Origin of the sequence: Type-D symbiont of Plautia stali, from assembly GCF_001485335.1 — a bacterium.
Lineage (GTDB): Bacteria > Pseudomonadota > Gammaproteobacteria > Enterobacterales > Enterobacteriaceae > Pantoea > Pantoea vagans_C.
The window spans coordinates 1-26,219 of record NZ_BBOC01000071.1 but is presented as its reverse complement, the minus strand read 5'-3'; the positions used below and the strand labels follow the sequence as shown (position 1 = coordinate 26,219).

Annotated in this window: 25 protein-coding genes and 1 pseudogene; 17 read left to right on the top strand and 9 right to left on the bottom strand. The window is 54.4% G+C overall.

The annotated features are described in order from the left end of the window. From PSSD_RS19590 to PSSD_RS19565, 6 genes and pseudogenes are all read left to right on the top strand, one after another. Positions 1–221 (top strand): annotated as a pseudogene (locus PSSD_RS19590) (ABC transporter permease); the annotation flags it as partial. Continuing rightward, positions 218–1,828 carry a dipeptide ABC transporter ATP-binding protein gene (locus PSSD_RS19585; RefSeq protein WP_058973391.1) on the top strand — a complete coding sequence of 537 codons (1,611 nt, stop codon included), beginning with the start codon at positions 218–220 and terminating at the stop codon, positions 1,826–1,828. The pseudogene PSSD_RS19590 and the gene PSSD_RS19585, both read left to right, overlap by 4 nt. Next, the gene (locus PSSD_RS19580; protein WP_058973390.1) at positions 1,825–2,829 is read left to right on the top strand and encodes a putative FMN-dependent luciferase-like monooxygenase; all 1,005 of its coding nucleotides are present in this window, start codon (positions 1,825–1,827) and stop codon (positions 2,827–2,829) included. Before PSSD_RS19585 ends, PSSD_RS19580 begins: the two co-directional genes overlap by 4 nt. Before the next feature lie 12 nt (positions 2,830–2,841). Beyond that, complete coding sequence (locus PSSD_RS19575) at positions 2,842–3,939, top strand: alkylhydroperoxidase domain protein (protein ID WP_058973389.1); 1,098 nt, start codon at positions 2,842–2,844, stop codon at positions 3,937–3,939. 8 nt (positions 3,940–3,947) lie between these two features. Further along, positions 3,948–4,298: a peptidase dimerization domain-containing protein gene (locus tag PSSD_RS19570; RefSeq protein WP_039327717.1), complete on the top strand. Its 351-nt coding sequence runs from the start codon at positions 3,948–3,950 to the stop codon at positions 4,296–4,298. A gap of 35 nt (positions 4,299–4,333) precedes the next feature. Beyond that, positions 4,334–5,182, top strand: a complete 849-nt coding sequence (locus tag PSSD_RS19565) for a VOC family protein (protein ID WP_058973388.1) — start codon at positions 4,334–4,336, stop codon at positions 5,180–5,182. Between the two features lie 26 nt (positions 5,183–5,208). On the opposite strand, the gene fetB is transcribed toward PSSD_RS19565, so the two are convergent. Further along, on the bottom strand, positions 5,209–5,973 hold the full coding sequence (fetB, locus tag PSSD_RS19560) for an iron efflux ABC transporter permease subunit FetB (RefSeq protein ID WP_039327713.1): 765 nt from the start codon (positions 5,971–5,973) through the stop codon (positions 5,209–5,211). Next, entirely contained in the window at positions 5,960–6,628 is a 669-nt protein-coding gene (gene fetA / locus PSSD_RS19555; RefSeq protein WP_058973387.1) for an iron efflux ABC transporter ATP-binding subunit FetA, read from the bottom strand. Before fetA ends, fetB begins: the two co-directional genes overlap by 14 nt. 501 nt (positions 6,629–7,129) lie before the next feature. On the opposite strand from fetA, the gene PSSD_RS19550 reads away from it, so the two are divergent. The 3 genes from PSSD_RS19550 (at position 7,130) to PSSD_RS19540 (ending at position 11,085) form a co-directional block, all read left to right on the top strand. Further along, on the top strand, positions 7,130–8,182 hold the full coding sequence (locus PSSD_RS19550; protein WP_235589260.1) for an ABC transporter substrate-binding protein: 1,053 nt from the start codon (positions 7,130–7,132) through the stop codon (positions 8,180–8,182). A 70-nt stretch (positions 8,183–8,252) separates the two neighbouring features. After that, on the top strand, positions 8,253–10,022 hold the full coding sequence (locus tag PSSD_RS19545) for an ABC transporter permease (protein ID WP_058973385.1): 1,770 nt from the start codon (positions 8,253–8,255) through the stop codon (positions 10,020–10,022). Beyond that, positions 10,015–11,085, top strand: coding sequence for an ABC transporter ATP-binding protein (locus PSSD_RS19540; protein ID WP_039330856.1), 1,071 nt, complete (start codon positions 10,015–10,017; stop codon positions 11,083–11,085). The genes PSSD_RS19545 and PSSD_RS19540 overlap by 8 nt, the downstream gene beginning before the upstream one ends. A gap of 33 nt (positions 11,086–11,118) precedes the next feature. On the opposite strand, the gene PSSD_RS19535 is transcribed toward PSSD_RS19540, so the two are convergent. The 3 genes from PSSD_RS19535 to PSSD_RS19525 are packed head-to-tail and all read right to left on the bottom strand — an operon-like array spanning position 11,119 to position 13,705. Continuing rightward, positions 11,119–12,219 (bottom strand): NADH:flavin oxidoreductase/NADH oxidase, encoded by a 1,101-nt coding sequence (locus PSSD_RS19535; protein WP_058973384.1) that lies wholly within the window; start codon positions 12,217–12,219, stop codon positions 11,119–11,121. 18 nt (positions 12,220–12,237) lie between these two features. Then, the gene (locus tag PSSD_RS19530) at positions 12,238–13,212 is read right to left on the bottom strand and encodes a zinc-binding dehydrogenase (RefSeq protein WP_058973383.1); all 975 of its coding nucleotides are present in this window, start codon (positions 13,210–13,212) and stop codon (positions 12,238–12,240) included. After that, on the bottom strand, positions 13,205–13,705 hold the full coding sequence (locus PSSD_RS19525; RefSeq protein ID WP_058973382.1) for a lactoylglutathione lyase family protein: 501 nt from the start codon (positions 13,703–13,705) through the stop codon (positions 13,205–13,207). Before PSSD_RS19525 ends, PSSD_RS19530 begins: the two co-directional genes overlap by 8 nt. A 90-nt stretch (positions 13,706–13,795) precedes the next feature. Between PSSD_RS19525 and PSSD_RS19520 the strand changes: the two genes are divergently transcribed. After that, positions 13,796–14,662: a LysR family transcriptional regulator gene (locus tag PSSD_RS19520; protein WP_058973381.1), complete on the top strand. Its 867-nt coding sequence runs from the start codon at positions 13,796–13,798 to the stop codon at positions 14,660–14,662. 2 nt (positions 14,663–14,664) lie between these two features. Here PSSD_RS19520 and PSSD_RS19515 read toward each other — a convergent pair whose 3' ends face one another. Then, positions 14,665–15,177, bottom strand: a complete 513-nt coding sequence (locus PSSD_RS19515) for an SRPBCC family protein (protein ID WP_058973392.1) — start codon at positions 15,175–15,177, stop codon at positions 14,665–14,667. A 235-nt stretch (positions 15,178–15,412) separates the two neighbouring features. On the opposite strand from PSSD_RS19515, the gene PSSD_RS19510 reads away from it, so the two are divergent. Next, positions 15,413–16,108, top strand: coding sequence for a type 1 glutamine amidotransferase domain-containing protein (locus PSSD_RS19510; RefSeq protein ID WP_058973380.1), 696 nt, complete (start codon positions 15,413–15,415; stop codon positions 16,106–16,108). A gap of 63 nt (positions 16,109–16,171) precedes the next feature. Further along, positions 16,172–17,071: a LysR family transcriptional regulator gene (locus PSSD_RS19505; protein ID WP_058973379.1), complete on the top strand. Its 900-nt coding sequence runs from the start codon at positions 16,172–16,174 to the stop codon at positions 17,069–17,071. Here the strand turns inward: PSSD_RS19505 and PSSD_RS19500 are convergent. Together PSSD_RS19500 and PSSD_RS19495 are read right to left on the bottom strand one after the other, a co-directional pair. Then, positions 17,068–18,225, bottom strand: coding sequence for an SMP-30/gluconolactonase/LRE family protein (locus PSSD_RS19500; RefSeq protein WP_153011469.1), 1,158 nt, complete (start codon positions 18,223–18,225; stop codon positions 17,068–17,070). The genes PSSD_RS19505 and PSSD_RS19500 overlap by 4 nt on opposite strands. 97 nt (positions 18,226–18,322) lie before the next feature. After that, the gene (locus PSSD_RS19495) at positions 18,323–19,099 is read right to left on the bottom strand and encodes an ABC transporter ATP-binding protein (RefSeq protein ID WP_039330848.1); all 777 of its coding nucleotides are present in this window, start codon (positions 19,097–19,099) and stop codon (positions 18,323–18,325) included. 206 nt (positions 19,100–19,305) lie between these two features. Between PSSD_RS19495 and PSSD_RS19490 the strand changes: the two genes are divergently transcribed. From PSSD_RS19490 to PSSD_RS19480, 3 genes are read left to right on the top strand one after another with little or no spacing between them, the layout of a single operon-like run. Next, on the top strand, positions 19,306–20,379 hold the full coding sequence (locus PSSD_RS19490) for an ABC transporter substrate-binding protein (RefSeq protein ID WP_039330846.1): 1,074 nt from the start codon (positions 19,306–19,308) through the stop codon (positions 20,377–20,379). Between the two features lie 10 nt (positions 20,380–20,389). Beyond that, positions 20,390–21,397: an ABC transporter permease gene (locus PSSD_RS19485; protein ID WP_082672334.1), complete on the top strand. Its 1,008-nt coding sequence runs from the start codon at positions 20,390–20,392 to the stop codon at positions 21,395–21,397. Between the two features lie 27 nt (positions 21,398–21,424). Beyond that, complete coding sequence (locus tag PSSD_RS19480) at positions 21,425–22,474, top strand: PLP-dependent cysteine synthase family protein (RefSeq protein WP_058973376.1); 1,050 nt, start codon at positions 21,425–21,427, stop codon at positions 22,472–22,474. A gap of 189 nt (positions 22,475–22,663) precedes the next feature. On the opposite strand, the gene PSSD_RS19475 is transcribed toward PSSD_RS19480, so the two are convergent. Beyond that, positions 22,664–23,722, bottom strand: a complete 1,059-nt coding sequence (locus PSSD_RS19475; protein WP_058973375.1) for an ABC transporter substrate-binding protein — start codon at positions 23,720–23,722, stop codon at positions 22,664–22,666. Between the two features lie 209 nt (positions 23,723–23,931). Between PSSD_RS19475 and PSSD_RS19470 the strand changes: the two genes are divergently transcribed. Both PSSD_RS19470 and PSSD_RS19465 read left to right on the top strand, forming a co-directional pair. After that, complete coding sequence (locus PSSD_RS19470) at positions 23,932–25,074, top strand: acyl-CoA dehydrogenase family protein (protein WP_235589259.1); 1,143 nt, start codon at positions 23,932–23,934, stop codon at positions 25,072–25,074. A gap of 133 nt (positions 25,075–25,207) precedes the next feature. After that, positions 25,208–26,113, top strand: a complete 906-nt coding sequence (locus PSSD_RS19465; protein WP_058973373.1) for a nickel/cobalt transporter — start codon at positions 25,208–25,210, stop codon at positions 26,111–26,113. The last annotated feature ends 106 nt before the right edge of the window (positions 26,114–26,219 follow it).

Below are 26,219 nucleotides of genomic sequence, written 5' to 3'. Positions count from 1 at the left end.
CCGCCTTGCAGTTTGGTCAGGCGATTCTGGCGCTCTCCACACTGAGTTTCCTCGGATACGGCACCCCGCCCCCGACGCCAGAGTGGGGTTTACTGATCGCCGAGGGACGCAACTATCTCGCCACCGCCTGGTGGCTCACCACCTTCCCCGGCATCGTCGTGGTCGCTGTGGTGCTGGCTGCCAATCGAATTAGTCATCACATCGCGGGAGGTGATGCATGAGTGCATTACTCGCCATAGAAAACCTGACCCTCAGTTACCGGCAAAAAAACGCCTGGCGTCAGGTGGTGCATAACGTCAGTTTTGAATTACAGGCCGGTGAAATGGTGGCGCTGGTCGGCGAATCGGGCTCGGGAAAAACCACCACGGCACAAGCTATCATCGGTCTGCTGGCGGAAAATGGACGCCGCGACAGCGGAAAAATTCTGCTGAATGGTACCGATATTGCCAACTGGTCAGCCAAACGCATGGACAGCCTGCGCGGCGTCACCATCAGCCTGGTACCACAGGACCCGGGCAATTCGCTCAACCCGGTAAAAACCATCGGCGATCAGGTCGGTGAGATGCTGCAACTGCATCAAAAGCTCAGTAAACCGCAACGTCAGCAGCGAGTGCTGGAGTTGCTGGAGAAAGTTGGGCTGAGCCATCCTGAACAGCGATTGAAACAGTATCCTCACCAGCTTTCGGGCGGCATGAAACAGCGCGTATTGATCGCCATTGCGCTCGCCTTACGCCCGCAATTGATTATTGCAGATGAACCCACCAGCGCCCTCGATGTGACGGTGCAAAAACGCATTCTCGATCTGCTGGATGTACTGCGCCGCGAATCTGGCACTGCGGTACTGTTCGTGACCCACGATCTGGCACTGGCGGCAGAACGTGCCGATCGCCTGTTGGTGTTTCGTCATGGTGAAGTTCAGGAACAGGGTATCGCGGCAAAAGTTATTCATGCGCCACAACATCCCTATACGCGACAACTGCTACAGGATGCCTCTCCCGGAGCGGGCTCACTGACGCTCCCGGCACAGGCAATATTCTCGACGCCAGCGATCCAACTTTCCGCCATCAATAAACACTTCGCGCTGAGCAAACAACAGCAGTTACAGGTCGCGAAAGACGTGAGCGTCACCGTGGTACGTGGCAGCACGCATGCGCTGGTCGGCGAGTCCGGTTCAGGCAAAACCACGCTGGCGCGCATACTGCTGGGTTTTGAACAGGCGGACAGCGGGCGCGTGGTGATCGACGGTATTGATGCCAGCGCGCTACGCGGTGAGGCGCAACGCCAGTTACGCCGCAAGATTCAGTTCGTGTATCAAAACCCCTTCGCCTCACTCGATCCGCACCAGACACTGTTTGCGATTATTGAGGAGCCTCTGCGCAACTTTGAAAAAATCAGCCGCGAGCAGCGGCGCCAGCGTGTGGAGGCAGTCGCACAGCGTGTGGCCTTACCGCTGGAGCTGTTAACACGCAAGCCGCGAGAACTCTCCGGCGGGCAACGCCAGCGTGTCGCGATTGCCCGCGCGCTGGTGCTGGAACCGGCGATTTTAGTGCTGGATGAAGCGACGTCGGCGCTGGATGTCACCGTACAGGCGCAAATCCTGCAACTTTTGCAGCAACTACAACAAGAGCTGGGATTGACCTATCTGTTTATCACCCACGACCTTGCCACGGTACGACGCATCGCACACAGCGTCACGGTGTTGCGCGCGGGGGAAGTGGTCGAGCAAGGTGACACCGTCACGCTATTTACTGCGCCACAACACCCTTACACCCGCTCACTGATTGACGCCATTCCCACTTTTCGTCCGCTGATTAAGGAGTCCGCATGACGCGCAAACGTATTGGATTTTTCACCCGTTTATTGGATGACACCTCAGCGCAACAGCGATATCGCCTGGCAACCGAACAGATTCAGCACGCAGAACGTCTGGGATTCGACAGCGCCTGGATCGCTCAGCACCACTTTCATGAAAAGGAAGGTGGATTGCCATCACCGCTGGTGTTCCTGGCACACGTGGCAGCCAATACGCGCACCATCCGCCTGGGGACGGGCATCATCACGCTGGCGATGGAAAATGCGTTACGCGTGGCGGAAGACGCTGCAGTGCTGGATTTGCTCAGTAATGAACGTCTAGAGGTGGGATTGGGTTCTGGCGGCACCGCGACGTCGTTTTTGCCCTTTGGTTTAACCCTCGAACAACGTGCCGAGGTGTTTGCTGATCACCTCCACACGCTGCTCAGCGCCTGGCGCGGCGATACCCTGGCTCACCCGGATAACCATCTCTACCCCGCCGCGCCCACGCTGGCACAGCGCTTGTGGATTGCCACCTTTTCCGTGGAGGGCGCAACGCGTGCCGGGGCTGGCGGTCACGGCTTGATGTTGTCGCGCACGCAACCTCGCCCAGCGGGTCAGCCTGATTTACCGCTGGATGCGATACAAAATCCGATGATCGATGCCTATCTGGCGGCACTGCCAGAAGGGATTGCGCCACGCATTCTCGCCTCACGTACTGCCTTTGTTGCCGACTCCTATGATTATGCGCGGCGTCTGGCGGAACCCGGATTACAACGTCAGGCGCAGCAGTTCCAGGCCGCCGGACACGTCATCACCGGCACGACTCTGGAGAGCCATGCGCGTCAACTGGATGCCCATTTTGGCGATGCCCCGAGCGTGCTCACCTCGTTGCTGGCTGATTCCACGCTGCGCCGCGCCACCGATATCACCTTCCAGGTGCATTCTATCGATCCGCCACACGCAGACATTCTGCGTTCCATTGAATTGATCGCTGATCACATTGCCCCCGCGCTGCGCGCCTTGGGTGATGCTTAACCGGAGAAAAACATGTCTGAATCCATTGATTTACTGACCGCACTGGCGGATATCGATCCCGCATCAGAACTGGCCAAAGCACGCGCTGAGCGGCATGCAGCCACCCTGCATACGCAAGGCAGTTATGATGTTTTATTTGGGCAGGATGACGCTGACCTTCCGCTGCCATGGCGTTTTGTCCTGGCTGCACAGGTCGCGGCCTGGCACGGTGCCACCCGTTTACAAGCGCACTACCAGCAGCAGGGGAGCGCGAGTACTGATGATGCCCGTTTTGCTGTGGGTCGCGCCTTTGCCGAACGCTTGAGTCTGCACCCCGTCGATGCCACGCCGCAACACATCCAGAATTTACAACAGGCGGGCTGGACGCCACGCGGCATCGTCACGCTGGCGCAATTGGTTGCTTTTGTCAGCTTCCAGAGTCGTTTGCTGACGGGTTTGCGTCTGCTGAATGGCGAACAGACTGAAGCGCAACCGCATGCCGTAGCAGGAAAATGGCACGATGCACCGCTGACGCTAAGTGGCCAAACCGCCCTCACCGCCTTTACTCAGCAAGAACTGGGTTGGGAACCCTGGCTGGCGGCCAAGCCGCTGAGCGATTTCAGCGCCGAAGAGCAGGCCACGCTGCAAAAGAATGGCCACAGTGATTCCGACTATTTCCGCCTCTTGGCGCGCAATCTGCCGTTACTGGAGCAGCGCACACTCACCGACAAAGGCATCTTTTATACGCCTGGCGGATTGTCCCGCGCCGAGCGTGAACTGGCGGCCACCGTGGTCAGTAAGGTGAATGGCTGCATTTACTGCGCCTCAGTGCATGCGCGCAAAGCCAGCCAGTTATCGAAAGATGAGCCAGCGGTACAAAAATTGCTGAATGTCGTGCCCGGCGCACAACTGGCACACGGCCAAAACGCACGATGGGCAGCGATCATTGATCTGGTGGCGTCCCTCTCCATCACCCCCGCTGCCGCGAGTCTGCAACAGTTAGAAGCATTGCGCGATCAGGGATTGAACACACTGGCGTTGCTGGATGTCATTCAGTCCGCGGCTTTCTTCGCGTGGGCGAACCGATTGATGTTGACGCTGGGCGAACCGTTTTTACCTGAACACGTTTAAGGATGATCATGACAGGGCAATTCACTTCAGCAGAGCACTTTCACATCACCCTGACAGGCAAAGGCGCGCATGCTGCCAGACCGCATGAAGGTATCGATGTGATTGTGATTGGCAGTCACATCATCTCTGCATTGTATGCACTGCCGGGACGCAGTGGACCGTTGGCACTCGGTATTACGCGTTTAAGCGCAGGTAACAGCTGGAATGTGCTGCCACAAACCGCAGAGATCGAAGGCATCGTCGAGGGTCAAAGCGCACAGCACGCGGCGCAAATCACCACCTTAATCAGCGGCATTGCCGCCGGTTTTGGCGCAACCAGCGAGATTCACTGGCAGCCAACCGAGACGAGCACAGCGTAATGGGTGCAGCAACGATGAGAGCAAGGAGGAAAGCGATGGCTATTTCAGTACCGACTCCCCGTCTGGATCATGTCGTGATTAACGTGGCAGATCAGCTTGATGCGGCCAGTGCACTGTTCAGGCGGCTTGGCTTTCAACTGACCGAACGCGGCCATCACTCATTGGGCTCCAGTAATCACCTGGCGGTTTTCAATGATAATTACCTTGAGCTGCTGGGTTATGAGGCTGGCCGCGGTAATCTGCGTCAGGATCTGTGGCAGTCACCGATCGGTCTGAGTGGTCTGGTGTGGAAAACCGACGATGCCGATGCCGTGTGGCGTTATCTGGAGAGCCAGGATATTGATGACGAGCAACCTGCCCGTTTCTTCCGACCCGTTCAGTTGCCAGACGGCAGTGAAGATCAGGCACGTTTTCGCACCGTGCGTCTGCGTTCGGCGCTGGTGCCCAATGGACGCAGCTTCTTCTGTCAGCATGAGACACCGCATGCGGTATGGCAGAATGCGTGGCGTCAGCACCCTAACGGCGTGAGCGATATTATCGAGTTTGTCGTGGTGGCTCAGGATCCCGCCGCCGCCGCCCTGCCGTATAGCCGCTTATTTGGCGCTGACAAACTGACTGCCTGTCAGGAAGGGGCATTCGTGTTGAAAGCGGGTGTCGCAACCGTGCGTTTCGCGGCTGCGCATTATGTCACGCAGCGCTTTGCTGGATTACCACTGGACTACGATGGCAGCCCGCGCATGGCGGGATTGAGTCTGCGCACCCACGATTTGCGTAAGGTGAAAGCCAGCCTGCTGCTAGGGGATGTGCCGTTCCAGGAAGAGGAGTCCGCGATTATCGTGGGCCCGGAACAGGCGTTGGGTGTGGCGCTGCGTTTTCAGCAGTAAGTTGCGGGCGGCCCAAGGGCCGCACCCTACATGACTTTCAGCTGCGCTCGCGTCGTGTAAAAACGCCGATACGACAAATACGCAGCGATAATGGTCGATAAACTGGCGGTACCGATCAGCATAAAAGTCACCATAATCTGATACTTGATCGCTTTGACCGGATCGATACCGGCGAAAATCAATCCCGACATCATGCCTGGCAAACTCACCAAACCCACGGTTTTCGCCGCATCGACCGTTGGGATCATCGACGCGCGAATACTGTCACGAATCAGCTGTGCGGAAGCCAGTTTTACCGACGCCCCTAAACTCAGCATCTCAAGTATTTTTTGCCGATTGTCACTGAAGCGCTGGTTGAGGTTGCTGTAGCACAACCCCACCGCCACCATGGCGTTGCCCGCAATCATGCCCGAGATTGGGATTACCTGCATCGGGATGAACTCAATCGCGCCGCTGAGTACCAGAATCGTCAAAGTCAATGTGGTGCCGGTGGTGATGGCGATAAACGAGATCAGCATGGCATGGTCAATATTACGGCTGCGTTTGCGTGCGTTTAACGCCGCATTGACGCAAATAAACAGCACCATCAGGATGGTCAACCAGCGGTTGTTGAGGTCAAAAATTGACTTCAACACATAACCCACAATCACCAACTGCACGATGGCGCGGCACACGCTCCAGATAATATCTTTGCTCATGCCGAGCTTCTCTTTCTGGCTGATGATCAACGCAATCACCACCAGCATCAGCGAAAGTAACAATGAGCTATCGGTAATATTATGCTGACTCATGAGTCTCTCCCGTTTCAGGGGCTGTTAGCCGCAACACGTTCTTCGCATCACTAATTTCCTTGGGATCATGACTGATCCACACCACTGCCAGTTGTTGTTGCTCGACCTGTTGCTGAATCAGGTTGTGGATCACCGCTTTGTTCTCTTCATCCAGCGCGCTGGTGACCTCATCTAACAGCAGGACCTTGGGTAAAAATTGCAGATTACGCAGCAAGCCGACCCGTTGCTTCTCTCCGCCAGAGAGTTGATCGACCTTTTTATCCAGCATATCGGCTGTAAGATGCACACTTGCCAGAGAGGCAATCAGCGTGTCACGTGATGGTCGCTGCTGACGTATCTGCCACGGCAAGGCCAGATTGTCATACACCGTGTCACCAAACAGCTGTGGCGTCTGGAAGCAATACGAAACCTGTTGGCGATAGTGTTCCGCTCTCAGCGAGTTGATGTCGCGATTTTCAAAACGAATTTGCCCCGCTGTCGGAGCCAGTAATGAAGCCAGAATCTTCAACAACGTACTTTTGCCACTGCCTGAGGGCCCGGTGAGCAGCAGAAAATCACCGGCCTTCAGATGCAGGGAAACGGGTGCCAGCAAGGTTCGACCTTGCACCGCATAAGTGATCCCCTGTACATCAAGCAGAGGAAAATCGGTGGTCATTATTCAACCTCATCAATAAGAACAAAGAATTATAATCCCAGCGCAATGAAATTCTGTATGACTATTTAGGCTAATCAGGAACAAAGTCTAAATTTCAATCTTTCCTTCAACGCTTAAGGTTAGATTAATCTTTCCTGTTCAAAATGGTTGCGATGCTCATAAGGAACCAATATGAAAATAATCGCACCTCCCGCTGTTCACACTTATCTCTCTGTCACCGTTAGCATTATTGCCGTTACGAGTTTTTTATTTATTTGGTTTGCATCTTGACGATGAAAGTTCAATAAGTATCAGCGCGTTTTTATTTTTGTAAAAAACATTGGATTCTGAGGCTATTCATTCCCTGCTGAAATTAACAATCTAACTAACTTCACAAATCCTGAAAAAAACTGACTTGCGGATTGCATCACAAGCGCAATGGGTTACTGTTAAATTCTTGTAACAAATGTAACCAAAAGGATCTGTATGAAAACCTCACTGCGTTTTTTAACAACCTCTGTCATGGCTGGCCTCTCCTTCTCGGCAATCGCGGCGGCGCCTGCGGGTTATCCTGCCGACTATCAGAAACTCATTGATGCGGCGACAAAAGAGGGAAAAGTGGTGGTGTACTCCACTACCGATACCAAAGCTGCGGGTCCGCTTATCAAAGGTTTCGAATCGTTATATCCCGGTATTAAAGTCGAATATAACGATATGAACAGCACCGAGCTCTATAACCGCTACATCAGCGAACAGGCCTCGGGTAGCGGCAGCGGTGATGTGGTGTGGAGTTCGTCCATGGATACCGCGCTAAAGCTGGCGACGGAATACGCGGCGGAATATACCTCTCCCGAACAAAGTAAAATACCCAAGTGGGCTGTGTGGCAAAATAAAGCCTATGGCACCACGTATGAGCCAGTGGTGTTTATTTACAACAATAAGTTAATCCCTAAAGACCAGGCACCGGATTCTCATACCGCACTGGCAAAATTGATTTCCGCTAATCCTGATAAATTTAAAAATAAAGTCACCACCTATGACATCGAAAAATCGGGTTTAGGTTTCATGCTCACGGTGGAAGACAGTAAGGTCGATCCTGATTACCTGAAAAACCTCGCCGGCATGGCCAAAGGCGGCCTGACGGTACAATCATCAACCGGCACCATGATGGAACGCGTATCCTCTGGTGAAAATCTGATCGGCTTTAATATCCTCGGTTCGTATGCGGAAGCGCGCGCCAAAAACGACCCGGCGTTGGGTATCGCTTATCCGAAAGATTACATTTTAGTGTTATCGCGCGTGTCTTTTATTACTGAAGAAGCTGAACACGAGAACGCGGCCAAATTGTGGCTGGACTATGTATTGTCAGAGAAAGGACAAAGTATTCTGGCCAATCAAGCGGATATTCCCTCACTGCGCAATGATATTGAAGGGAAAAACGATATCGATGGCATGACAAAAATGCTTGGCAATGCACTGAAACCAATCCCGGTCGATGAGTCACTGCTGGAATATCTTGAGCCTGCTAAACGCCTGGAATTTATTAAACAATGGCGCACGGCTGCCGGGAAATAAACCTCCCAATGTTATGCGCCCATTAACAGGCTCTGGCGCATAACGCCTTTTTTCGATACAGGGCTGGCATATGAACAGGTTACTGAGAAAGTGGCAAAGTTTGCCACGTGCATTAATTGTTGTCATCACGGCGTTAGTTATCTACGTTCCGCTGATGTTTATTGTGGTGCAAAGTTTTCTCTCCGCACCTTTCTTTGCCAAAAAGAAAGAGCTGACGCTCGGCTCATTCGGCTTTATTTTTTCCGATCCTGATTTCTACAAAGCACTGGAATCCGGTTTTATATTGGCCTTTGGTCTGGTGATTATTGCTATTCCGCTTGGCGGCATACTGGCCTTTCTGATGGTGCGAACCAACCTACCCGGCCGCCGTCTGATTGAACCTCTGATTCTGGTGCCCATTTTTGTGTCACCGATGGTGCTGGGCTTTGGTTACGTGGTAGCTGCCGGCCCAGTCGGCTTCCTGTCGCAGTGGGCTAATCAACTGTTCGGTGTGGTGCCATGGAACATCTATTCGATGCCCAGCATCGTGGTGATTGCCGGACTAACCCACGTTCCGCATGCGTATCTGTATATCTCTTCGGCGTTGCGCAGCGTCAGTTCCGATGTGGAAGAAGCGGCGCGCACCGTGGGAGCATCCCCCTTACAGGTGATGACCTCAGTCAGCCTGCCGATGGTCCGTCCTTCTATTCTCTACGCCTGTGTATTGCTGTTCTTCCTCGGACTGGAAGTGTTTGGCCTGATGCTGGTCTTGGGCGATCCCGAAGGCAACATGGTGCTTGCGACCTATCTGTATAAGTTAACCAACAAGCTCGGCACCCCTTCCTATCACCTGATGGCCGCGGTCGCCGTGGTGCTGATCTGCTTTACCGTTCCGCTGGTGATGCTACAGCGCTGGCTGATGCGCACCGCTAACCGTTTTGTCACCATGAAGGGCAAAGCGTCTCAGGCGCGAGCCTTGCCGCTGGGTAAATGGCGCTGGATTGCCGGTGCGGTGGTGTTGACCTGGCTTACTGTGACCATTGGCGTGCCGTTGCTCGGCGTGGTGATGCGTGCGTTTATCTCACATTGGGGCGTGGGCGTATCGCTGTGGGATGAAATCTCAGTGGCCACCTTCCGCAGTATCTGGGACCAACCCAACCTGCTGCGCGCCATCGTCAACTCCATGTTAATCGGGGTGATTGGCGGTGCGATTGCGGTGATCTGTTATTTGTTCGTGGGTATCGCGATGCACCGTAAACAGGATCAGGTGACACGCTTTCTTGATTACAGCGTGCTGGTGCCACGTGCCGTGCCTGGCCTGTTAGCCGGTCTGGCCTTTCTCTGGGTATTCCTGTTCATCCCGATGTGGCTGGATCAGTCACTGAAAAACGGTTGGCTCTCCAGCTTACCGATAGCGGATTGGCTACGGGAAAACTTCATCGTCTGGCTTCGTTCGCTGCGTCAGACCATCTTCAGCGTCTGGCTGGCTTACACCGTGGTGTGGATGGCGTATGGCTTACGACTGATCTCGTCCACCTTGTTACAGGTAGGGCCTGAACTGGAAGAGGCGGCGCGCAGCGCCGGTGCCACCCCGGGGCAGACCACCCGTCACGTCACGGTACCGCTCTCTCGCCATGGCCTGATTGGCTCCTGGTTACTGATGTTCCTGATATTCGAGCGCGAATATTCAACCGGCGTGTATCTGTTGTCTCCCGGCACGGAAACCATTGGTTCTATGTTGGTTTCGCTGTGGTCTGCGGGTGCCATTGATATCGTGGCAGCGCTCTCCCTGATCAATATCGTGCTGGTGGTGATTGGCCTCGGCATTGCTTTACGCTTTGGAGTGAAATTACATGATTGAATTATCGGTAGATAACTTGCATCTGATGTACGGCGATAATCCAGTACTGAAAGGCGTATCGATGCAACTGAAAAAAGGCGAAGTGGTGTCACTGTTGGGGCCTTCCGGCAGTGGAAAGACCACCTTACTGCGTGCCGTGGCGGGGCTGGAAAAACCCTCACAGGGCAGGATTACCATTGGCAAAAATGTGGTGTTCGACGGAACGCCCAAAAGTGAAATCCCTGCCGAAGAGCGCAATCTCGGCCTGGTATTCCAGTCTTACGCCCTGTGGCCGCACAAAACGGTATTTGAGAACGTTGCTTACCCGCTCAAGCTGCGCAAAGTCGCCACCGCAGAGATCAATGACCGTGTGCAAGCAGTGCTAGACCAACTCGGTCTTGGACACCTCGGCAAACGCCACCCGCATCAACTGTCTGGCGGGCAGCAACAACGCGTGGCAATTGGCCGTGCGCTGGTCTATAACCCGCCGGTGATCCTGTTGGATGAGCCGCTGTCAAACCTGGATGCCAAACTCCGGGAAGAGGCGCGGGTCTTTTTACGTGAGTTAATCATCCGCCTCGGCTTATCTGCGTTGATGGTGACACACGATCAGAATGAAGCGATGGCGATCTCTGATCGTATCCTGCTACTCAATAATGGCGTGATTGAACAGCAAGGCACGCCGCAGGAGATGTACAGTCAGCCCTCCACCTTGTTTGCCGCTGAATTTATGGGCAGCAACAATCGTCTGCACGGTAAAATCACCCATGTTGAGGGCGACCGGGCACGCATTGCAGGCGCGAAATGGGCGCTTTGGGGCAAGGCAACCAGTGACATTCGCGTCGGCCAGGAAGGCACCGCGGTAATTCGTGTTGAGCGTCTGCACTTTGCGGAAACCACCGAAGACAACTTCATTGAGCTGCCACTGCTCACCAGCATGTATTTAGGCGACCGATGGGAGTATCTGTTCCGCACCGAGGAAGACGGCTTTGCACTGAGAGCCTACGGCAAAGAGTTCCGCGGCAATCAACGTTTCCGCCTCTCGCTGCCTAAAGATGACCTGTGGATTTTTGCTAAGAGCTAAAAAAAACCTGCCAATACTGGCAGGTTTCGCATATTAACTTTCACTCACCCGATAGCGTTCCAGCCAGTGCGCGTAAGGTGCTGGCAGTACCCAGGAAGGCTCGGTTTTATCCAGCGCCAGCGCAGCCTGATAGCTCCAGTGCGGGTTTTTCAGGTGCGCACGGCCTACCATCACCAGATCCAACTGCCCTTTCTCAATGGTTTCATTGGCAACGGCAGGTGCATCAATGCCCCATGCTGAGGTGACAGGGATGTTGGCTTCACGGCGAACGCGTTCAGCAATTGGCGCCAGGAATGCGGTTCCCCACGAAATACTGGCGTCCGGCGTCGAGAAGCCCATGCTGACGCTTAACAGATCAAGACCATTGTCGCGCCACTGTTTGGTCAGCGTGATCGCCTCCTGCAACGTCTCTTCATCGCGACCGTCAAATTCCAGCACACCAAAGCGCGCGGTCAGCGGCAGATTCTCCGGCCATACTTCGCGCACCGCATCGAAGGTTTCACGCAGGAAACGACTGCGTCCGGCTGCATCACCACCGTATTCATCAGTACGCTGATTGGCATGGACAGAGAAGAAACTCTGCGCCAGATAACCATGGGCGAAGTGTAGCTCCAGCCACTCGAAACCGGCATCACGCGCGCGCTGTGCTGCGCGGACGAAGTCTTCACGCACGCGCTTGATATCGTCCAGCGTCATGGCCTTTGGCATGCGTGATAAATTGGCGCCGAAAGCTACGGCTGAAGGGGAAATCGTTTCCCAGGCGGCGGTGTCTCCTGCTGGAATGTGATCATCACCTTCCCAGGGTTTGTTCGCGCTGGCTTTACGTCCAGCATGGCCGATTTGAATGCCCGGTACTGCGCCTGACGCTTTAATTTCGCGTGCGATTTGCGCCAGTTTTTCTGCCTGTTCATCGTTCCAGATGCCCAGGCAAGCGGGCGTGATACGTCCTTCTGGTGACACCGCCGTTGCTTCGACAATGACTAAGCCTGCACCGCCGCGCGCCAGACTATTGTAATGGACCCGATGCCATTCGTTACTTAACCCATCCACTGCGCTGTACTGACACATGGGTGGCACCGCGATACGGTTGCGCAACGTGATGTCTTTTAAACTAAAAGGTGCAAACAGTCCCATAACTACCTCGTAATGTGATTAAAGCAAAATGACTTGCTTGCCGCTGAAATTGCGATGCTGCAAAGCTAACAATTGGGCAGGCAGTTGATCGTAAGGGAAATGCAGTAACATTTCGCTTTGCAGACTTCCACTGGCGATCTGCTTTAGCAGGTTTTCACCCTGCTGTGTTATCTCCTGCCATTGCTGGGCGTTACCCGTTTGATGCAACGCCCCCAGCGCCACTTCATGCAGGGAGAGTGCACGCCCAAATGCAGCGCAAGGCCACTGGGCTACACGCCCTTGAATGCAGACCAGATGACCGTTAGCCAGTAATGCGTCTGCTAAACTTTCCGCGTGTTCCGGCCCCACCGCGTCAATCACGGCAAAATAGCGTTGTTGAGTTGTATCTGCATTGTGCTGGATATCATCGAGGCAGCGCTTCGCACCCAGTGCGTGTAAGCGCGCCCAGTGCCGCTCACTGCTTAAAGTGGTCACGTCAAAGCCGCGTGCCTGAGCAAGTTGCACCAGATAATGGCCGACTGATCCTCCCGCTCCGGCAATCAGTATTGGCGCGCCGGGTTTAACGGGAATCTTCTCAATGGCCTGCCACGCTGTCAGCGCCGGGCAAGGAAACGCCGCTGCAGTCGCGAAATCAAGCTCATCCGGGATGCGCATCACCACCTGTGCCGCCAGCACGGTATATTCCGCGAAGCTGCCGTTGCGTTGCAGATTTTGATGGTATGCGACCCGCACGCCGAGCCAACTCTTATCGACACCGGTCCCCACGGCCACTACTGTGCCAGCGCCATCGACGCCCGGCACTTGTTCGACTTGAGTGTTAAGGACCTTCCAGTCCACCGGATTGAGGCCAATGGCGCCATTCTTCACCAGTATTTCACCCGACTGGAGTGGTGCCGCGCTGAGGTAACGCTCCTGCAAATCCAGTGGCGAATCGCCCCCCTGCCAGACCCAGCCGCGCCAGTCAGCAGGAACCGAAACTGCTTGTTCAGACATAGGCACCCGCCGAATAAGTCAGTTCATAGCTGTGGCTGTAGATCTCAATGATGTTGCCGAACGGATCTTCCATGTAGACCATGCGATAGGGCTTCTCACCGGGGAAGTATTTACGTACCGGCATACGTTGCTTGCCACCGGCGGCAACGATTTTGGCAGCCAGTCCTTCAACATCCGGATCCTGCACGCAGAAGTGGAAGACACCGGTCTTCCAGTACTCAAAGTTGTTTTCCGGTTTCTCAGCGGCTTTAAATTCGAAAATCTCGACACCGACGCGGTCCCCGGTAGAGAGATGGGCAATGCGGAACTTCTCCCAGCCACCGCCAAACACGTCGCTGCACATCACGCCAATGGCGGATTCGTCTTCCTGAATTTCAGTCGGTGGCATGATCAAATACCATCCCATCACTTCGGTATAAAACTTCACCGCAGCATCCAAATCCGTCACTGAAAGACCAATATGGGAAAAAGTACGTGGGTACGGGGTGCTCATAATTAATCTCCTGTTTAAAGATCCACAGGCTACGTTGGCAGGAGTATAATGAAAACAGTGATTCAATTATGGTAATTATAAAATTTCATTATGCTAAACCCACAATGGTTAAAATCATTCGCTACGCTAGTGGATGTCGGCAGTTTCACCGCCAGCGCTGAACAGTTGGGCATCACCCAGGCGGCGGTGAGTCAGCACATTCGCCATCTTGAGCAGCAGCTGGGGCCGCTGATCCTGCGCAGTAAGCGTCCCTTAGAACTCACCCCGGCGGGCCGGGCGTTGCTCGATTATTGCCAGCAGGTGGATCGTGCGCAGCGCCACCTGGCATTAAGACTCAGTGATGGTGATGTGACCTGCGGTGAGGTGAGCCTGATATCCCCCGGCAGCATCGGTCTTCGTCTTTATCCTTTACTGCTCGCTTTGCAGCAGCAGCATCCTGATTTATCCCTGCGCCATCGCTTTGCCCCAGACAGTGAGGTGATGGATGCGGTATTACACAATCGATACGAAATAGGTTTAATGACGCAAAAGCCCGATGACAAACGCCTGGTCGCCGAAAAATTTGCCGAAGAGCCGCTGGAACTGATTGCCCCTAAAGGCAAGAACGCTTCCCACTGGGAAGATCTCGACGCGTTGGGCTTTATCGATCATCCTGACGGCCAGGCGATGGCCACACGCCTGCTGAGCCGACGCTTCCCCGGCAATGCGGGCGTGCGCAATTTGCCCCAGCGTGGGTTCAGCAATCAGATCAGCCTGATCCTTGAACCCGTTGCACGTGGGCTGGGCTTCACGGTGTTACCGCGCTATGCGCGTCTGGCGTTTCACCGCCAGGATGACATTCAGGTTATCGAAGCCGGTGCGCCACTGGTGGATACCATCTGGTTGATTCACCGTGCCGAATGGCCACTCTCTGCGCGTGCGCAGCAGGCATTACGCTGGCTGGAAGCCAGCATGTAGCCTTATTTACGTGCTTTTGCTGCGGCAACCAGTCCATCCAGCCAATCCTGATGACCGTTGATCATTGGGTTCGGTTTGGCATTAGCCAGCTCAACAGCAGGTTTACCGTTCTGCGTTTCCTGAGTCAGGATGCGCACGCGGTTGTCAGGGAGATCTTCAATCAGCCAGGCATGTAACACATCCAGACGCTCATCACTGCCGACTTCCCCTGCCCAGCCGTGCCATGAAACGCGCGCCGCTTCACCTGCTGCTGGCGCGACATACTCTGTAACCTGCGCTTCAACCGGGAAGCCGAAGGTCTCGAAGTAAAAGCGCACACCCTGTTCCAGCTGAGGACCTTTATTGTCATAAAAGCGTGCGTTAGCGGAATTCTGGTAATAGGTCGGCCACAGCGATGGGGTGTTCAGCAACGGCCAGATATCTTGTGTGGACAGACCCGCAACAATCACTTCATTTGAGCAGTAGTTATCGGCAAAACCCGGTACGAAGCCTTCAGGCCAGTGGATGGCATTCATTTTCATCAGTGTTATCTCGTGGTTGATAAGGAACGAGAGCAGTATCAATCCACGCGAGAAATAAGACCAATCGCCATTTTTTATTTATGATATAAGTTTAGATGATATCTGGTGAGAATTATTGCCTCGGCAACATAACGATAATTTATACAGACCATAAGAGAATGTCGGTTTTCTTAATATCTGCATCGGATACTCTGGCGCTAAATCACCCATGCATATTTGAGGAAACATAATGGCTGAGCGCCTGGAACAAGCGATGAAACCGGTGTTAATGGTGTTGACCAGTTATCGCAATATCGTCAATGGACATGAAATTTCAGGATTTTATTTGCCAGAATTAACGCACCCGCTGCACGTGTTAGAGCAAGCAAACATTCCCGTTGCGCTGGCTTCGATTTTGGGGGGAAAGCCACCAGTATACGGCATAGGGGACGATGAAATTAATCAACGCTATTGGGATGATAGTGAGTTTCAACAGCGGTTAAACCACACCCTGCCGCTCGCTGTGGTCAAGAGTGAAGATTACAGTGCAATACTGTTCGTCGGCGGCCATGGCACCATGTGGGACTTTCCCGATGATGATGCAGTGAAAACACTGACGCGCAAGTTGTATGAACAGAATAAACCCGTCGCCGCGGTTTGCCACGGCCCTGCGGCACTCGTCAATGTGAAGCTGAGCAATGGCCAGTATCTGGTGAAAGGCAAGCGCGTTGCGGCCTTTACGGATACGGAAGAGATGGAAGTTGGATTAGCGAATGTCGTGCCGTTTATGCTGGAAGCGACCCTGAAATCACGCGGTGCACGCCACCAGCCCGCAGAAAACTGGCACTGCAACGTGGTCACCGATGGAAAACTCATCACCGGGCAAAACCCACAATCTGCCACTGCCGTAGGCGAAGCTCTGCGTCAGCAACTGTTGGGCGCTTAAATCCTTATGTGAACGGCGTGCTGATTGGGGTAGCAACGGATTTTATTGTTAACGTAAGGGCCTATGAAAACTGATATTCGCACCCTGGATCTTAATCTGCTTAAAGCACTCGATGCGTTACTGGATGAGCGCAGTGTCACGCGTGCCGCGGAGCGCTTATCGCTGACGCAACCTGCTGTCAGCGGTATGCTGACACGCCTTCGCGAGTGTTTTGACGATCCCCTGTTTACCCGCACGCAGCGGGGTATCATCCCGACGTTACGCGCTCTGGAACTGGCGCAGCCCGTCAAAACAATTCTGGCTGAAGTGGGGGAACTGCTACAGCCAAAAGCGTTCGATCCCTCCACGGCGGATATCACCATCAAGATAGCTGCCACAGATTATGCCTTGCGCGCGGTCGTTGTGCCGTTTATGGCGGCGTTGCGCCTTCAAGCGCCCGGTATTCGGGTGGCCGTTTTACCCGTGAACAATGAACAACTCACCGCACAGTTTGAGCGAGGGGACATCGATTTTGCACTCATCACGCCGGACACGGCTCCGGCCGACTTACACGCACGGTCGTTGTATGACGAAGACTATGTTTGCCTGCTGCGAGAAGGCCATGCCCTCGCGCAGCCCAACGCCTTAACGCTGGACAGCTTCTGCGCCCAGGACCATGCGTTGGTGTCTTATGTGGGCGGAAGTTTTAGTGGCGTCACGGATAAATCCCTGGCCGCACTCGGGCGTTCGCGACGCGTTACGCTCTCTGTTTGCAGCTTTTTGGTGCTGCCAGAAATTTTGCGAGTGAGTGATTTAATTAGCGTGGTTCCCCGTCGACTAACCCATAATTTACCCGGTTTAAGCGTTTTACCGCCGCCGTTGGCGATTCAAGGCTTCAATAAAATCGTCGTGTGGCATGAGCGCACGCACCGCGATGCCGGGCATCGCTGGCTGCGTGAATTGCTGTTTTCCATCGCGGTTTAGTGGGGTTCATTTTCTCCCGTTACGGCATGCCCCAGCCGAATGCCTTCAACACTATCAGGCAGATCAAGACGATAAATATGAAAATTGGATACTTGTTCCCCGTGAGATGTGGTGCTTTTCACAGGCTGTTTTACGGGGATATAGAGTTTACGATCCTGCGAAATAAACGACCCGTCTGGCCGTACCAAAAGCGGGTCGCTCACTAACACTGCTGTCTTCCCTGTCGGTGACCACACAGTGATGTTGTGCGTCACGGTTTCAGAGAAATAGACATTCCCCTCAGAATCCATTGCGCAGCCACCGGAAAAGTTGTTGTCGTAGACCGTCTCAACCTGCGTAGCCACTTCAGCATCAGAACGAGCAACATCGCGTAAGATACGCGTTTCAACACGATAAAGAGGTCCTGTTGGTGCCGCCCAATAGAGCCATTTGCCATCAGCGGTGATCTCAATCATGTCACTGTTGGGTGGATGAAAAGTGGTGCCACCTTTCACATGCGCCAGCATCGCGGGAGGCGCTTTATCACTGGCTTTGACAACAGACAGACCTGATAACCTTCTGATCGTTTTGCCATTTTCAAAATCATGCACAATTATGCCGCCTAAACCAGAATCGGTTACGTACATCAGCGAACCATAGAAACGTAAATCGTTTAACTGCGCACCAGGCGGTAAGATGTGATCGTCGAAGCGTAAAATTCGCAGTATTTCTCCGCTTTTCGCATCTAACTGGACAATTTTTTGCGCACCGGGTGCGGGTTTACTGTACTGCTCACCAAAAACCCCCGCGCTCAATGAGCCTTGATCGACACACCACACGGTCTCATCATTAAAGACGTGCACGGAATTGAGATAAACAAAGGCTTCACTGCCATCATCACCTGGCTTCCAGTTGTTCCAGCTGTTTCCTGGAAAAGGATGGAGAATACCCTCTTTGCTCTGCCGAACTAATGATGGCGTAGGATGTTCAGAAGAGTAACGTGGCAGACCGAGAAAAAGGCGCTGCTGGCGTGTGATAGCCACCTGATTTGCCATCCAGGGTGAGGTCAGCACCCGTTCTAAAGTGGGCTTTGGCCCCACCGCATGTGCCAGAGGCACTTTTGTCATGCAAAGGGCGGTCATGCCTTTAAGAAAAATTCGACGTGATAACTCCAACGTTCAGCACCTTAAGTCACCAATATAGTTTCAACTACCTTACGGCTTCCAGACGGCTCATGCTTAACGCAATGGTGACATGTGCATAGTGAAATTATCACGCTGCGACGCGTTCATCGCCTAACAGATCCAAAATACGGCGGCGCAACGCCACCAGCTGTGGATCGTCGCGGCGGCGTGGCCATGCCAGATCGACCTCAATCACATCCACCACCTTGGCCGGTCGGGGACTGAACACCACCACGCGGTTAGCCATCACTAATGCCTCTTCAACATCGTGCGTTACCATCAGCGTGGTGAATTGCTGCTCCTGCCAGAGATCGACGATTTCCTGCTGCATCCGCAAACGGGTTAATGAATCCAGCTTGCCGAGCGGTTCATCCAGAATCAGCAGGCGCGGCACATTAACCAGCGCCCTCGCCAACGCGGCACGCTGCGCCATACCGCCTGAAAGCTGATGCGGCCAGGCGCGGGCAAACTGCTTCAGCCCGACACGATCCAGCATCGCGTTAATACGCTGTTCTCGCACCGTGCGACTCTCTCCACGAATCTGTAAACCCAGCCCGACGTTGTCATACACCGTGCGCCACGGGTAGAGCGTCGGGTCCTGAAACACCACCACGCGGGAAGGGTCGGGCGCGGTGATGGCTTTGCCCTCTTCCGCCAGCAGACCGCTAGCCGGAGGTTCAAGCCCGGCCAGTAGACGCAGCAATGTCGATTTACCGCAGCCGGATGGCCCCAACAAGGCAACAAACTCACCGGCCTTGACCTGCAAATTTATATTTTCCAGCACCGGGAGATCCCGGCCTTCGAGGGTGAAATGGTGATTCACTTTTTCAATCGCAATATTTACGCCTGCTGAGGTAACAGTCATATTCCGCTCCGGTTTTGACGTTCGAGGCAACGTTAATGGAAATAAGAGTAAGCCGGGCAACCTGCACGCTGAAATAGCCATTTCAGCAAACTTATCCTTAATTATTGATAAATAAAAACTGCATGAGTTCATGCGGGATTGTTATTTGGTGGCGGGAAATGGCTAAGAGATAGTGCCTGTGATCGTTTATCGACAAGGAAAGCAGAATGGCAATGCACAATATATCTCTGAGCCGCCGTGCACTGTTGCGCGGTGTCAGTTTAGTGAGCGCCGGTATGGCGGTGAATCCATTGCTGAGTAGCAATGTGTTCGCCGAAGACAAACCTCTCAAAACCATCAAGCTGGCATGGGGGCAGACTGCGGTCTGTCAGGCACCGATTTCCGTGGCGCTTAAACAGGGCTTCTTTAAAAAATATGGTCTGAATGTCGAACCGGTAAATTTTAGCGGGCCGACCGACGCACTATTACAGGCCATCGCCACCGGTCAGGCTGACGGTGGAATTGGTATGGCGCTGCGCTGGTTAAAACCGCTGGAACAAGGCTTTGACGTTGACCTCACGGTTGGCACCCACGGCGGCTGCATGCGATTGCTCACTCCGCAAAACAGCGGGATCCGTGATGTGAAAGATTTGGTTGGCAAGTCTGTCGCGGTCAGCGATCAGGCTAGCCCAATCCGCAACTTCTTCGCAGTGCAGTTAGCGAAACAGGGGATCGATCCGGATAAACAGGTGAACTGGTTGCAGTATCCTCCTGACCTGTTCGGTGAAGCACTGCGCAAAGGTGAAGTTCAGGCTCTGGCCACCGATGACCCGCAGGGCTGGCTGCTGAAAAAACAACACGACTTGCTGGAGGTGGATAACAACCTCAAGGGTGAATACGCCACCATGACCTGCTGTGTGCTGGGATTACGCGGTTCACTGGTGCGTGATGACCCCGCCACCGCACGTGCTATTACCCAGGCTATCGTGGATGCCCAGCAGTGGACCGCCGATCATCCCGCGGAAACGGCCAAAATTTTCCAACCCTTCGTGCCAGGTTCGGTGCCGGTCGAAGATATTACCGCGATGCTCAAAGAGCACACCCATCATCATCATTCCACGGGCGCACAGTTGCGTAGCGAAGTAGCGACCTATGTTGAAGAACTGAAGAAGATCAATGTGATCCGTCCGGACACCGATGCGCAACGCTTTGCCGAGCACTATGTGCCCGAGCTGCTGCCCGCCGAGTCCCCCCACCAGCACGCCAGTAACATGGCACAGATGAGCAACATGTCGAGCTAAGGAGACAGTGATGGCCAGTGAAACCCTGACGATTGCCCAAACCCGTGATACGCCGCGCCGCCTGCAACCTGCCGTGTGGGGTGCGCTGCTGTTATGGTGGGCGCTGGTAGCGCTGATGGTGGTGGTACCGGATAAGCCGCAAGGCTTTGCCACGCCCCGGTTTGTCAAAGAGACTCACGAACTGTTTGCCGTCATCGCGCTGTTTCTCAGCGGGCTGGCGATTGCCTCAGGACTGTTTCCGCGCCTGACGCTACTGGCCCCGCTGAAACGCAGCGGCCCGTGGCTGATTGCACTGGCGCTGTTTATCGGCGTATGGGAAACCGTGACCGGAAAACTGGCATTACTGCCTGCGCCCTTCTTTGCGCCACCGCGCGCTCTGGTCGAGGCTTACGCCACCGACTGGCCACGTCTGCTGGATAGCGTACTCAATTCACTGCGTCTGCTGGCCTTCGGGTTTATCTACGGCAGCGTGGTGGGCTTTGTCACCGGCGTAGCGATTGGCTGGTCGCGCGGGCTCGGGTATTGGGTGCATCCGATTCTGCGCTTCCTCGGCCCAGTGCCCTCCACCGCGCTGTTGCCACTCTCACTGTACTTCTTCCCCTCCAGCTTTTCGGCTGCTGTGTTTTTGATTGCGCTCGCCACCTGGTTCCCGGTGACCGTGTTGACCTGGTCCGGTGTCTCCAGCGTGGATACGCGCTATTACGACGTCGCTCGTACGCTCGGGGCCAACTCGATGTTTTTGGTGCTGCGTGTCGCCGTGCCTGCCGCATTACCCCATCTGTTTGTTGGCTTATTTATGGGCCTGGGCGCGTCATTTTCGGTGCTGGTGGCCGCGGAAATGATGGGGGTGAAATCGGGTCTGGGATGGTATTTGCAGTGGGCGCAAGGCTGGGCCGCCTACGCCAATATGTATGCCGCGTTGATTGTCATGGCGCTGCTGTTTTCATCACTGATCTCCTTGTTGTTCATCATTCGCGATCGTCTGCTTTCGTGGCAGCGCAGCGCGGTGAAATGGTAATGCCATCCCCCATTATTGAGGTGAACTATGGTCGCTAAAATTTCTTCCTCCATTACTGAGTTAATTGGTAATACGCCCCTTCTCCGGCTGTCACGCTACACACAGCAGCAGGCGATCCAGGCCGAAGTGATTGCCAAACTAGAGCTGTTTAACCCTAATCACAGCGTGAAAGATCGCATCGCGCTGAGCATGATCGAAGACGCAGAACGCAACGGCATCATACAGCCGGGCGATACGCTGGTAGAAACCACCAGCGGCAATACCGGCATTGGTTTAGCTGCCATCGCCGCCGCTAAAGGCTACAAATTCCGGGTCTACATTAATGACTTCGTCAGTATTGAGCGCACGCAGCTGATCCAGGCTTACGGTGCGCAAGTGGTGCCATTTAGCACCATTGAGGGTTTCAAAGAGTTTTACGATGCCAGCAACGGCGATTTTGTCGCGGCAACCAAGTGGTTGGCTGAACAAGTCACCGCTGCTGAACCAGACGTGCATTTCCTGTTACAGCTGGAGAACCCAGCAAACCCGGCGATTCACGTCCAGACCACCGGGCCGGAGATCTGGCGCGACAGCGGTGGCAAGCTGGATATCTTTATTGCCGCTGTGGGTACGGGCGGCACCTTGTCCGGCACCGGGCGCTTCCTTAAGCAGCAGCACCCTGCCTTGCAGGTGATTGCCGTAGAGCCAGGAGTGGGATCACAGCCCAGTGAATTACGTCCTGAACCGTTGGAGATTACCGGCGTGCACGCCTTTAGCAATCAGCCTCCTGAACGCATCCCCGCCAATCTGGATCATCGGGTATATGACGAGGTGATTGCCGTCGAGACCTGGCAGGCGTATGCCGCAGCACGTCAGCTGGCATTGAGTGAAGGCGTGCTGGTCGGCGACTCTTCCGGTGCGGTGCTCTGGGCTGCCGAGCAGGTGGCGGCGCGCCCTGAGAATGTTGGCAAGCATATTATCGTACTGCTGGCTGATGGCGGCAGTAGCTATTTAAGTACGCAATTGTTCGCGCACCAGCTGCCTGCAGAGACCTTTAAACTGGCGAATGCAATTCAGACGTCACAGAAGATTGCGTAGCCTTTGGGCCGCTGAAGATGACAGTAACGCCCGACGACAACGGGCGTTCGCACGGCAAATGCTTTTTTATCCCGGTTGTACCTGAATGTGCACCCTACGAAAACCACGCACGATCATCGTAGGGTTGTCATTTATGGCGACCAAATAAGCGTCAGAGCCACCATCCATTGCCATCATCAATATTTATCATCAAACCAATACATTACTGGTAATGCCCTTGGCAAACAGCATCGGGTCGGTTTCTGGTCGTAGTACGTTTATCGCCTTTAAATCCCGCGCATAGACATCAATTTCATTCACAAATGCATTGCCCACCGAATAGTGCCCATGTGTGTGCGTCTTCAACACGCTGGCGATCTCTTGTGGCGTGGTATTCAGTGCCTGACCGTTAAACTCGCTGCCAATCGCTTCAGGGTGCTGTGCGGCATAGGCATGAGCCTGCAAAATAGCGTGGGTGATGGCCGCCGCGACCTCGGGTTGTTCGCGAATCAAACTGCCACGCGTGCCCACCACACAGCAGCTGAGGTTCGCATACTCATCCATCAGATTGGTGCCGATTTCACGGTATCCCGGCTGTTGCGTTAAGCGCCACATGATGGGGTCCGAACCGCTTGCTGCCTGAATCTCTCCCTTCTGCAACACCATCGGCAACAGATCCTGCGGGAACACGCGCCAGTTCACATCCGCGTTGGGATCGATGCCATGTTTTTTCAGCATCAGCGAGAAAAAGTTTTTATCCGCACCAGCCATATCCGTGACGCCAATGGTTTTCCCTTTCAGTTGCTCCAGCGTGGTGGGGCCATCATTGCGCGCCAGTAAGCGCATGCAACCACCGTGCGTGCCCGCCGTCAGCTTGACATCAAAGCCCTGCTCCAACGCTTTCAGCCAGCGCAGCGCCATACCAATAGCCGCTTCCGCTTTGCCGGTAGCGATTGACTCCAGTAGTAACTCCGTCGAGTTACCGAAGTTCACGAACTCGACCTCAAGATTGTGCGCTTTGAAGAAGTTATGCTGATCGGCCACCACAACCGGAGCCAGGCAGATGGCGTTGAGATTGACCGCAAGGCGGATATGCGTGGGTTTCGCCAAGGCCCATTTTCCCGCCCCGCCCTGTAACAGATCGCCAGACATCGGCATATCGTGCATCTGTTGTTCAGCAAAACTTCGCCCCGGTAGTGCGGAGGCCATCATAGCGGCGGCGGAATAACCAATAAATCGACGACGTGACAGTGAATAATTCGCTGGCATGGTTTTACTCCCAAAAATAAATGCAGGTGATGGAATAGGCGTTGTAATAATTCATTTCAGGAGCAGGCAGAGTAATCGTTAATTAATGTCGCAACCAGCCACGTAATTATGCCAATTACGCATGTCGTAAGCCGTTTTATTGCTTTTACAGTGCAGCCATTAAAGGCAACAATCGACCCTATTGAACAGAGGGATAAATAAGGCAATTGATGATGGTTAATAAGCTCCCTTTTCTCAGCGAAATATTACCGGTAATAACCGAATCCCTGGCTGAACAGGCCGAACAGGTTGATCGCAGTGGCGAATTTCCCCAGCAGGCTTTTGCACGCTTACATCAGCAAGGGTTGCTCCATTACGCACTGCCCATTGCGGCCGGCGGCAGCGGCGGCGACTTACTGAGCTGCCAGGCCATCATTCAGGCTGTCGCACGCGGTGAACCTTCCGCCGCACTGATTCTGATTATGCAGTATCTCAATACCCGTCGTTTGGGTGAGGAATCATCCTGGCCGGAGTCCGTGCGCCAGCGGGTGGCGCAAAGCGTGGTGGCGCAAGGTGCATTGATCAATGCGCTGCGGGTGGAGCCTGAACTGGGCACACCAGCGCGAGGAGGCTTGCCCGCTACGCGGGCACGGCGCAGTGCCGACGGCTGGCGTATCACTGGCGAGAAGATCTACTCCACGGGAAGTCACGGCTTGAGCTGGTTTATCGTCTGGGCGAGTAGCGACGATGCCGATCCGCTGGTCGGCGGCTATCTGGTACCCGCCGATGCGCCGGGTATCCAGATTATCGATGAGTGGGATCATCTGGGCATGCGCGGCACCTGTAGCCATCGCGTGGTGTTGAAGGACGTTTTTATTCCACTGGAGCATGCAGTCAATGTGACGCCCTGGAGCACGCCAAAACCGGGGCTAAATGAAGAGGACTCGCTGTGGATGGCGGTGCTGCTCGGTTCGCTGTATGACGCCATTGCGCAAAGCGCACGCGACTGGTTTATCGGATTTTTGCAGCAGCGTATCCCCGCTAATTTAGGCGCACCACTGGCGTCACTGCCACGTTTTCAGGAATTGGTCGGGCGCATTGATACCCTGCTGTTTACCAATCACACGCTGCTCAACAGTGCAGCAAACGGGCAGGTCACCAGCGCTCACACGGCACAAATCAAACAGGTGGTAACGGAGAACGCGATTCGCGCGGTTGAACTCATGGTGGAAAGCATCGGTAACCATGCGTTGACACGCCACCACCCGTTACAACGTCACTTACGCAACGTCTTATGTGGTCGCATTCATACCCCACAGAGCGACGCCATTTTTACATCCGTGGGCAAAAACGCCCTGTCTGCTGAGAAATAACGGCGGCCTGACCGCCTATTGGGTTCAAGGGCGGCCCGAGGGCCGCGCCCTACAATTCAAAGATAAGTGTGCCTTTACAACGCAGAAAAATCCCGCATGCTGGTGGCTTTCAGGGCCGCGATATCTCATAGCTATGACTGCCACCAAAACCGGATTTACCCTTGCTGCGCTCGTGCTGCTGACGGCACTGATAACACTGTTCACCCAATGGACAGCGTTTCAAGCCTGGTCATTACAATCACAAATTCAACTGCATCGTCTACTGGTGACGCACCTGCTGCAAATCAACAGCGGGCAATACAGCGCGGGGTTGTGGCTGATCGGCGTGACCTTTATTTACGGCATTCTTCATGCAGTCGGTCCGGGGCACGGCAAATTCATCGTCACCACCTGGCTTTCCACTCATCAACCTCCACATGGCGTTGCCCTGAGCGTGCCGTTTATCGGCAGCCTGGTGCAGGGGCTGTGCGCCATCGCGTTTGTGTTTATCCTGGCGGTGGGCTTTAACCTGACGACCGGCGATCTCAGCGTCAGCCGCTGGTATCTGGAGAAAGCCAGCGCGCTGTTTATCGCCGGACTCGGTGTGATGATGATGGTGAAAGCCTGGCGCAGTCAACATCAGCATGAACATCATCACCATGAAGGCTGCGGTCACCATCACGGCATCACGACGCAACCGGTCAATGACTGGAAAGCCTGGCTGGGTATCATTATCGCCACCGGCGTTCGACCCTGCAGCGGCGCACTCACGGTATTGCTGTTTGCCAATGTGATTGGCATTACGCGCTGGGGGATGTTCGCTGTGATGACCATGGCGCTGGGCACGGGCATGGCATTGGTGGCGTTAGCCCTGTTTGTGCGTCATTTTCGCCATCGCGCAGGCGAGTTGTGGCTTGCGGAGCGCTCGGCGCGGATTGATCACCTGCTTAAGCTGGTGCGTATTGCGGGGGGCGCACTGCTGATTCTGTTTGCCTTAGTGCTGTTTTTAACCGTGGTGCCAGTGAGTGCGAATGGCGATTATATTGCGGCTGGATGTTAAGGGACGTTACGGATGTGTTTGGAAAAACCAGGTCGGCATTAATGCCGACCCTACAGGCAACCCGTGCAGCTCATAACGTTAGGTGCGCTTTCAGGTGCATATATTC